The organism is Paenibacillus sp. J5 (assembly GCF_054955055.1).
In genome coordinates this window covers 1-11,095 of sequence record NZ_JBUEDD010000024.1, presented here as the reverse complement: position 1 = coordinate 11,095, position 11,095 = coordinate 1, and the positions used below count along the sequence as shown (strand labels likewise).

At 59.7% G+C, this 11,095-nt stretch carries 1 protein-coding gene; it reads right to left on the bottom strand.

Annotated elements, in window-relative coordinates:
• A partial coding sequence (locus tag ACY1JZ_RS25885; RefSeq protein ID WP_462631652.1) for a non-ribosomal peptide synthetase occupies positions 1-11,095 on the bottom strand: 11,095 nt, incomplete at both ends.

Below are 11,095 nucleotides of genomic sequence, written 5' to 3'. Positions count from 1 at the left end.
GGCACTTACCCTATGATGAATGCAGCCCCACTCCTTGCTGCCGATGCTGGCATCACGATTCCATTCGTCGAGCAGCAGACGACGCTCGTCAGGTGTCAGCAGCTCAATCGAGCCTAGAGGGCGCGAGCTGTCTGTCGCAATCGCCTCCAGAGCCATGCGCATATGCTGGAGAAGCTTGGCCACCGTGCTCTCATCCAATCTCGCTCTGTCATACGCACAGGAGATCGGCAGCTCGCGTCCGGGACTCATAATAAAGGTCAAGGCAAAGTTCGTGTGCTGGTACGAGCTGGCAATATCCATCTCCAGCTCGGCTGTCGCCGCACTATGCTCCGCCAGCTGTTCGTCGATTGGATAATTCTCAAATACGATAATCGAATCGAACAACTGTACACCTTGTGCCAGCCCGCTCCAGCCCTGAATGGTCGACAATGGTGTGTAGCCATACTGATTGATCTCCGCTAGCTGCTGCTGGAGTTCCTCCATTAATTCGCCTACCGTGACTGTGCCTTCTGTCACGACTCTTACCGGCAAGGTGTTAATGAACAACCCCACCATGGACTCCACACCGGCAAAATCTGCTGGCCGGCCGGATACAGTCGTGCCGTAGATGACCTCGCGCTCGCCGCTGTAACGACTCAGTACAATCGTCCATGCAGCCTGAAGCACCGTATTAAGTGTCACCCGATGCCGTCTTGCAAGCTGCTGCAGTTGCGTGGAGAGAGCCTCCGTCAGCTTGATGCTCTGCCAGCCGCCATCGAGCGGCTGGTCTGCGACCGCGCCGCGCCGGGCTGGAAGTGTCGTCGGCTCGCTCACATCCTGCACCTGCCGCCTCCAGAACTGCTCCGCCTCGGTGGAACGCGCCTTCTCCCGCAGCCAGGCGACATATTCGCTGTAGGGCCGCACCGGCCGCAGCTTGGGCGCATCCTGGCGCCGCAGCGCCCGATACCATTGCATCAGCTCTGCCAGGATGATCGGCACACTCCAGCCGTCAAGGAGCAGGTGATGGTGGCTCCACACCAGTGTGCAGCGCTCCGGCGCTTCACGAATCAGGGTGAGCCGCATAAGCGGCGCTTCTGTCAATTCGATCCCCTGGTTTCGTTCCTCTACAAGCAGTTGGGATAAGCGCTCGGCGCAAGCCGCAGGTGCCAGCCCCGTCCAATCCAGCTCGACAAAGGGAAGCTCCAGGCCGACAATTACCGCTTGATGCGGCTCGTCCACATCATTCAACACCAATTGAGTCCGCAAAATTGGGTGTCGCCGCGCCACCTGCTGCCAGGCTTGCCGGAATTGCGAAACATCCAGATGTCCCGTCAAGGTGAAGGCTGTCTGCTCGAAATAGGCCGTCGATTGAGCGGCATAGAGTGAATGGAACAGCATTCCTTGCTGGAGCGGCGAAAGTACGTATAGATCCTCCACAGATGGTGTCACAGCCAGCACTTTATCAAGCTGCTCCTGTGTCAGCGCTGCCCCAGGAAAGTCTGCCGGCGTCCATGCTGGCGCTGCTGCCTTGCTGGGCAGCTCCAGCAGCGACTGCAGCGATTCGAGGAAGGCGTTCGCCAGCTGTTCCATTGTCGTCCTTGCATGAAGCCGTTCACTGTACATCATCGTCGCGTTCAGCGCTCCGCCTGACACAGCAGCACTGAACTCTAGCAGATTCGGGCGAGGAGCGGACGGACTCTGCATCACTCCGACGGACTCCGATGCGAAGCCGAATGCCCCCTCTTGAACCGTCGTATCGAATTGGCCTAGATAGTTGAAGATCACCTGCGGCTCCGGTACAGCAGCCAACTGGCTGCGCAGCTCCGCAGACTCCCCCGCATAGCGCAGCAGGCCGTAACCCAGACCGCGTCTAGGGATGCGTCCGCAATGCTCCTTCACCCGCTTGAGTGCCTCCAGTCTGCTGCCGCCGACGTTGAGTTTGAACGGATAGACCGTAGTGAACCAGCCAACGGTGCGCGACAGATCCGGCTCTCCTGGCAGCTCCTCGCGGCCATGTCCTTCAAGCTGAACCAGGAAGGCGTCTCGGCCTGTCCAGTTCTTCAGCGCCAGCCCAAGTGCGGTGAGGAGCACATCATTCACCTGCACCTTGAATGTGCCAGGCATCTCCTGCAGCAGTTGTCTTGTCTTCGAGGCATCGAGCGATACAGTGACCGCCTGAGCCGAAGCGAAGGTGTTCCGCTCAGCCAGTGTCTCTCCAGCCTGCTCATTCGGCTCCATGTCCAGCGGCAGTTTATCCTCCCCACTCTGCTCAAGCCAGTAGTCCGCCTCCTGCGAGATCGTCTCCTGGGCGGCAAAGTCCAGAAGCTGCTCCGACCAGGACAGATACGAGGTCGTTTTGCGTGGAAGACGGACAGGCTTCTGCAGCGTGAGCTGACTATATGCCGTCTGCAAATCCTCCAATAGAATGCGCCAGGATACTCCGTCGACTACAAGATGATGAGCAATCAACAGCAAGCGTGCAGGGCGATCCTGTCCAAGCTTGTACAGCGATGCCTTGAACAGCGGGCCATCCGCAAGCTGAAGGCTTGCCTGCAGCGAATCGGCATGAGCCGTCAGCGCCGCTTGCTGCTCCTCCTCCGGCTGCCCGCTTAGATCGGTGATGACGAATTCACCGCTGCTGCTCCCTGCTGCCGCAATCTGCTGCCGCCAGTGTCCAGCCGCTCCATCAGCCGCTCCAGCCGCTAGGATAAAATGCGACCGCAACGCATCATGATGCTCACGCAAGGCGGCTATCGCTTGTCCAAGCGCCTGTTCGTCTACTGGCTGCGCCACCGTCAGCATTACGGCCTGATTCCAATGCCGGTATGCCTCCTCATCGAGCGGCTGCTCGAAGAACCAACGCTGGATCGGCGTGAGCGGCACTTCTCCGACAATCTGCCCCTGCTCCACATCCGTCGACTCGACGAGCTGCGCCACCGCCGACAGCTCCGCTACGGTAGGGTGCTGGAACAACTGCCGTGGCGTCAGCTTCAAGCCCTCCTGGTTACTTCCGGCAACGACTTGAATACTCAAGATGGAGTCGCCGCCCAGCTCGAAGAAGTTATCGTGGACGCCTACACGGGCGACTCCCAGCACTCTCTCCCAGATGCGGCACAGCTTGGCTTCAGCGGCTGTGCTAGGCGGAGTATACCCGGACGAGAGCTCCAGCTTCGACCAATCAGGCGCACGAAGCGCCTTGCGATCGACCTTGCCTGCCGGCGTCAGCGGCAGCTCGTCCACCGACTCGATGAGGGCTGGCACCATGTAGAAAGGCAGTTGCTCCTGAAGTCGGGTCCGCAGCTCCCGCGGCTCCACCAGCGCATCGGCCTGCGGTACGATATAGGCAACTAACCGTCGATCGCCTGGCCGGTATTCATGAGCGGCGGCAACGGCTTGCTGAATATGCGGCTGGCGCCGCAAGACGGCCTCTACCTCGCCGAGCTCAATGCGGAAGCCGCGGATTTTGATCTGGTCGTCGGTTCGTCCGACATACTCCAGCAGACCCTCCGCTGTATAGCGAACGAGATCGCCTGTACGGTAGAAGCGCTCGCCTGGAGCGTGTGGCAAGGCTACGAATCTCTCGTTGGTCAGCTCAGGATTGTTCAGATAGCCAAGAGCCAGACATTTGCCGCCAATGTAGAGCTCGCCCGGCACCCCCTCAGGCACAGGCTGCCCATGACAATCCAGCACATAGACCCTGGTGTTGGCTATCGGCTGGCCAATCGGAATCTCGGCATAGCCTTCCTGTGGCTGCGCTGCGCGGAAGACAGCCATCGTAATGGCCGCCTCGCTCGGGCCGTAGGCATTGAACCATTCTATTCGACCGCTATCCAGTCGATTCCATTCCGCCAGACATTCGGGAGACGGACGTTCACTGCCGACAACAACGGCTCGCAGACAGCTTGGCGGAGCCTCGCCAGCCCGGGACAGTTCGCGCACCCATTCATGCCAATATGCGGACGGCAGATTCAATACATGTAGCTGCTGCTCGACGATGAATTCGTTGAATGCAGCCGGGGTCATCAGCCTGTCCACCGCCATCACGACGGTTGCACCGCTGGCCCATGCGGTCAGAAACTCCTCCAGCGCGACATCAAAGCTGATCGTTGCGAATTGCAGCACTCGCTCGCCCGCGCGCAGCCCATAGAGCTGCCTGATGCTCTGATTGTGATTGAACAGCGCCTCATGCCCCACGATAACTCCCTTGGGATTTCCAGTCGTTCCCGAGGTATAGATGACATACGCAGCATGCTCAGGCGCTGCCTCGCCCTCCAGATCCATAGAGGATTCGAGGTCGATCTGCGGCTTGTCCACATCCAGCAGCACGGTTCTCACCGGATGCTCCGGCAGTCGCTCAAGCAGCGAATGCTCCGTCACCAGCAGCGTTAACCCGGCATCCTTCAGCATGTACGCCAGCCGCTCCTGCGGATAATCCGGGTCAAGCGGCACATAGACGCCGCCGCTCTTGAGTACAGCCAGCAGTGTGACCGCCAGCTCGGCGCCGCGCTCCGCGCATACGCCAACCAGCTTCTGTGCCCCCGCCCCCTGTCGGCGCAAATAATGCGCCAGCTTGTTAGCCCGCTCGTTCAACTCCCGGTACGACAGTTGCGCCTCTCCGACAATCAGCGCCACAGTATCTGGCGTCAGAGCGGCCTGCCTTGCAATCGCCTCATGAGCACATAGCGCAGGCCATTCCTCTGTCCTTCCCTGCCAATGGATCAGCGCTTGCTCCAGCTCGCCTGGCGTCAGCATCGCAACATTGGTTAGCGCTGCATCGGCCTTTGCAGCCACCTGCTCCAGCAGCATGCAATAATGATCCAGCATACGCTCCATCCGTTCAGCGCGGAACAGTGCCGTATTGTAATTGAGCGACAGGATCAGCCCCTCCGGCACATCGCCAACTGTCAGCCCCAGATCATACTTGGCCTCATTCATCTCGACCGGGATGGGCTCTACTCGCAGACCTGGCAGCTCAATGGTGCTCATCTCCTTGGTCTGCCAGTCGAAGATAACCTGGAACAGTGGACTATGGGACAGGCTTCGTTCAGGACGAATAGCCTCTACAAGCTGTTCAAACGGCAGATCCTGATAATCCAGCGCCCCAAGCATGGTCTCCCTTGTCTGCCTCAGCAGCATACGCACAGTCATCTCAGAGGTGAAGGAAGAGCAGATCGGCAGCATGTTGACGAAGAAGCCAATGATCCCCTCCAGCTCTGGACGGCTTCGATTCGCTACCGGAATGCCCACGCACAGACTCTCCTGACCGGAATAGCGCTGCAGCAGCAGTTGGAAGACCGCCAGAAGCATCATGTACAAGGTCGTGCTCTCTTCTCTAGAGAGCAGCTTCAGACGATGAATGGTGTCCTCGGACAGCATCCGATGAACGGTTGCTCCTGCATAGGTCTGCATCGGCGGCCGCGGGTAATCGAGCGGCAATTCGAGCAATGGCGGCACATTGGCCATGCTGTCCCGCCAGTAAGCAAGCTGCTGCTCGAGCCTGTCGCCATCCAGATATGCTCGCTGCCAGATTGCAACATCGGCATATTGCAGCGGCATACCAGGCAGCAAGGCTGGCTCTCCTTGGAAAAATCCGCCATACAGCGCGCCAAGCTCCTTCACGAACACCTGCATCGACCAGCCGTCTGAGATGATGTGATGCATCGTGAGCAGCATCACATGCTCTGTCTCCGACAGCTTCAACAACTGTATCCGCAGCAGGCGATCCCGCTCCAGATCGAAGGGTCGCCCCGCTTCCTCCATGCTGATGCGTGCGACAGCCTCGCTGCGCTCAGCCTCGTCCAGTACATCGAGCGCCGTGATGTCCAGCCGGAAGCTGCTATCCTGCAAGATAAGCTGCTGCGGCTCTCCTCCTGTTGCCGCAAAGGTTGTTCGAAAGACCTCATGCCGCTGAATCAGCTCCGCAAGGCTGCGCTCCAGCGCCTCTATGTCAAGCCTGCCCTCAAGCCGCAAGGCTGCGTAGATGTTGTAGAACGGATTATTCGGCTCCAGTTGGTCAAGGAACCACAGACGCTGCTGGGCGTAAGATAATGGCAAGCGGCTCGGCCGCTCCGCCCTGGTTATCGCAATGTGGTCTTCCTTCCTGCGGCTAGCGTCGATCCTGCCAGACAGCTCGGCAACGGTCGGATAATCGAACAGCGTCCGCAAGGGCAGCTCGACATGGAACAGCTCACGGACACGCGACATCAGTTGCGTCGCCAGCAAGGAGTGACCGCCCAGTGCGAAGAAATGGTCGCTGGCACGCACCCGCTCTACGCCAAGCACATCCTCCCATATGGAGGCGAGCAATTGCTGGGTTGGCGTCGCCCAGTCCACCTCCTCCGTGGCGACCGTCTCCGGCACAGGCAGCGCCTTGCGATCGACCTTCCCGTTCGCCAGCAGCGGAAGCTGCTCCAATACCACTAGCCCGCTCGGAACCATGTAGTCAGGCAGCAGCCCCCGCGCATGCTCGCGCAGTTGCTCCGCCGTGACCTGAGAGGTCGCACTCCCGACCGCGCAGTAGCCGATCAGCCGCTTCTCTCCATTGTCCCCCTGCTCCACCTTCACGAAGGTCTCTTCGACCTGCGGATGGCTCGTCAGCACACGCTCGATCTCGCCCGGCTCGATCCGGTAGCCTCGAATCTTCACCTGATCATCTACACGACCCAGAAATTCCAGTGCACCGTCCTCCCGGTAACGTACCAGATCGCCTGTCCGATAGCACCGCTCTCCCGGCACGAATGGACTTGGCACGAATTTCTCCGCTGTCAGCTCCTCCCGGTTCAGATACCCTCTGGCGACACCCGCGCCTCCGATCAGCAGTTCCCCAGCCGCTCCCGGCGGCACCAGCCTCAGCCTGCGGTCAACGACATAGACTGTCGTATTTGCGATCGGACGACCAATCGGTACACTTCCCTCCTGCTCCTCCGTAATCGGATAGATCAGCGTATAGGTGGTGTTCTCCGTCGGGCCATAGGCGTTCATCAGCTTCAGCCTTGGGTACCTTCGATACGCCTCGTTCACATGCTGCACCGACATGACATCGCCGCCGGTGAAGAGCGTATGCAATCCCTCATATACCCCGTCCTCCTGGCGCAGTAGCTGGTTGAACAGCGCAGTGGTCAGGAACATCATATTGATGCCACAGGCTTCAATGACTTGCTTGAGCTTGCGACCGTCTAGGATCGTCTCCTCATCCGGTATATACAGGCTGCCGCCGTTCAGCAGCGCCCCCCAGATTTCAAAGGTCGAGGCATCGAAGGCGACCGAGCCAGTCTGCAAAATTCGCGTCTGCTCATTCAATTCGGCATAGTCGATGCTCTTCACCAGACGCACGATCTGGCGATGCTCCACCATGACCCCCTTCGGACGTCCCGTGGAACCGGAGGTATACATGACATACGCCATGTGCTCGGATCGGGCCTCTGGCTGGCTGCCCTGATCTGCAAGCGGATAAGCCAGCTCCAAACTGGCAGCGTCCTTGCCTTTCTGCCAACGAGCCTGCGCTTCTTCCGTCGCGCCGACAATTGCGACCGCATCCCCCAGCTCCGCAGCGATCAACAGCGTCCGAATGGCGCTATTCAGCTCCAGCCTCCGCGCCAGCTCCGCATGTTGAATGAGCAGCAAGCTCGCTCCTGCATCCTCCAGCATCCATTCCATCCGCTCTGCCGGATATTTCGGATCGATCGGCACGTAGGCTCCGCCTGCCTTGAGGATCGCCAGTTGGCCAATGACCAGCTCTGGCGAACGCTCGGCGATGATCGGCACCAGCCCTTCCGCACTCAGCCCCTCCGCGCGCAGACGCCAGGCCAGCCGCTCTGCGGCCTCATCCAGTTGACGGTAGGTCCAGCTTCTTCCGTCCGCTCCTCGCAGCGCCGTCGCATCCGGCCTCGCCTCCACCTGCTCTCCGAACAGCTCCGGGATCGTCCGTTCCCGCGGATACGGCACAGAGGTATCATTCCGCTCGGTGAGCAACTGTCGCCGCTCCTCTTCATGCAGCAGCTCCAGTGAACCGATCGTCTGCCGGGCATTCATCGCCATCATCTCCAACAAGCTGCCGAGATGTCTGAGCACCCGTTCCATCGCATGACCCTCAAAGCGCGCAGCGTCATACAGAAGCGTCAGGGAAAGCCGCTCTCCGGGAACAGCCACCAGCGTCAGCGGCACATCTGGCCGCTCCAACGATTGCACCTCGCTAACGGACAATCCGCCCTTCTCGGCGGCCTGCTTGTTGACCGGATAATTTTCCAGCACGACCAGGCTTTCAAATAGCGGCAGCCCCCGCTCAACCTCGCTCCAGCCTTGAATGCTGACAAGGGATGCCTGCTCATGCTGACGCATCTCTTGCATCTGCTGCTGCACTTCAGTCAGCCAGGAAACAAGCTGCTCCTCATCATTCAGTCGCACACGGAGCGGCAGCGTATTAATGAACAGGCCCACCATCCTGTCTGCACCCGCCAGTTCAGCGGGGCGGCCGGCAACCGTGACGCCAAACAGCACATCTTGTTCTCCGCTATAGCGGCTAAGCAGATACGCCCACGCCCCCTGAAGCACTGTGCCGAGTGTGAGTTGAGAGGAGCGCCCCATGTCCTGGATACGCGCAGTCGCCGCCGCGGACAACAGAAGCTGTCTGGAAAGCAGCTTTTTGTCATCCGTTGTCCCTCTCGGCCTTGGGAGTCCCAACGAGACGGGTGCCGCAAAGCCTGCCAGTGTCCTTCGCCAAAACCTCTCATGCTCTGCTGCGGGCTGATGCTTCAGATAGCGGATGAATTCGACATAGGGCCGCACGGCACGGCTATGTACGGGACGCTTGTTCGCAAGCGAATCATAATGGCGGAAAACCTCCTCCAGTACCAGTTGGGCGCTCCAGCCATCCAGCAGCAGATGGTGGAAGCTCCAGCCGATCCAGTAGGTTTCCTCCTCCAGCCGGCAAACGTTCATGCGCATTAACGGAGCGCTTGACAGCTCGAAGCCGCGTTGCAGCTCCGCCTCCAGCAAGCGCTGCGTGCTCCGCTCCTGCTCGCTTGCAGGTATCGCTCGCCAGTCCTCGTATTGCATTGGCAGCTCGGCCTGCTTCACGACAAGCTGATGAGGCCGCTCCAGCCCCTCCCATACAAATGAGGTGCGCAGCGCTGAATGACGTTGCATGACCTGGCTCCATGCCTGCTTGAACAACGGTATATCCAGCACGCCATGCAGCTTGAAGGAGGTTTGCTGAGTGTAGAGATGAGCCCCTGTATGCAGCAAGGATTGGAACAGCATCCCTTCTTGCAACGGGCCCAGCGTATATACATCCTCCAGCTCAGTCGCTCGCTCAGCAAGCGGCCCCTCCGGGTCGAGCATGTGTTCGAGCTGCTGCGCCGACAGCTCCGCCAATGGGAAATCCGAAGGAACCCAGCTGGAGGCTGGAGATGCTGCCGCATCCCCGATCAGCTCTCGCAGCTCCTCTCCAATCCGGCTCGCCAGATTGGCGATCGTCTTCTGACGGTGCAGCTTGCGGCAGTAGGTGACCGAGAGCTCCAGCCTTTCACTCTGGATGAACACATTGATATTCAGTGCATGTGTGCGGCGGCCAAGACCGCTGGCAACCGAGCCGAAGGGCTCCGGAGCCAGCTCGAACAGCGCAGATTCGGACACTGCCTTGAAGAATTGCCCCATATAATTAAAGGAAATGTGAGGCTGAGGCTGCTCCTCCAGCCGGCACCGAGTCTCCCCTGGAAGTCCGGCATAGCGGAGCAGTCCATAACCGATCCCATGATTCGGAATGCTCCGCAATTGCGTCTTGACTGTACGAAGCACCTCGTCAGCAGAAGCTTGCGCCTCGGTCTGCAGTCGAACCGGATACATGGAGGTGAACCAGCCGACCGTGCGTGACAGATCGGTATCTGGCAAGATATCCTCCCGTCCGTGTCCCTCCAGATCAATCCAGGCAGCAGCCTTGCCGCTCCAGCGGCTCACTGCCCTCGCGACAGCGGCAAGGAGCATCTCCTGTACCTGAACGCGAGCTTGTGCAGGGACTTCCGTTAACAGACGTCTCGTCTCATGCTCGTTCATCGTGAGCTTGTATACCGCAGCGTTCTGGACTGTGTTCACCATCTTGGCGTCAGCGTTGGAATAGTCCAGGGGCAATTCCGCTTCGTCCTGATCCGTTCCGTCTCCGGCAGCCAGCCATAGCTCCGTCTCCGTCTCCAGCGCGCCGGATCTGGCGTAGTCCTCCAACTGCTTCGCCCATTGCTTGTAGGAGGTTGTTTTGAGCGGCAGTTCGATCTGCTCCCCACGGCTCAGTCGCTCGCACAAGCGCTGCAGGTCTTCCAGTATAATGCGCCAGGAGACGCCATCGACGATCAGATGATGCGCGATGAGCAGCAATCTGGCTTGACGATGCTTGCCTAGATTGAAGTAAGCAGCGCGCAGGAGCGGCCCTTGCTCCAGATCGAGGCTGGCCTGCAGTTCGGCTGATCTTCGCTCCAGCTCTGTCGTCTGTTCCTCCTCCGTAAGCGCCGACAGGTCAACCTGCTCGAACGGCGCCTTCGTATCAGAGCCATACGTATGAAGCCAGCCCTCGTCGGTACGAAGGAAGCGCATGCGCAGCGCATCATGATGCGCAAGCAGGCGCGAGAGCGCCTTTTTGAGCACTGCAGGCTTGACCGGACGCTTGAGCTGCAGCAGCATGGCCTGATTCCAGTGATGAGGCTCAGCAACAGCCTGTTCCATAAACCACTGTTGAACCGGAAGCAGCGGCGCGTTGCCCTTGATCTTACCCTGCTCGGCCTGCACCTGGCGCACGGAACCGAGCGAATCGACCACTCCAGATACGGTTCGATATTCAAAGATTTGGCGAGGCGTTACGCGAATCCCCGCCTGGGCAGCCTGCGATATAATCTGCATGCTGAGGATCGAGTCACCGCCCAGCTCGAAGAAGTTGTCATGGATGCCCACCTGCTCCACACCCAGCACCTCTGCCCAGATTCGGCATAGCTCCTCCTCCACCGCACTGCGCGGTGCCTCATATTCCGTCCCGCCTGTTCGCTCCGGCTCCGGCAGCGCCTTCTTGTCCACCTTCCCGTTCGCCGTCAGCGGCAGCCTCTCCAGCTCCACGATCCCTGTCGGCACCATGTAG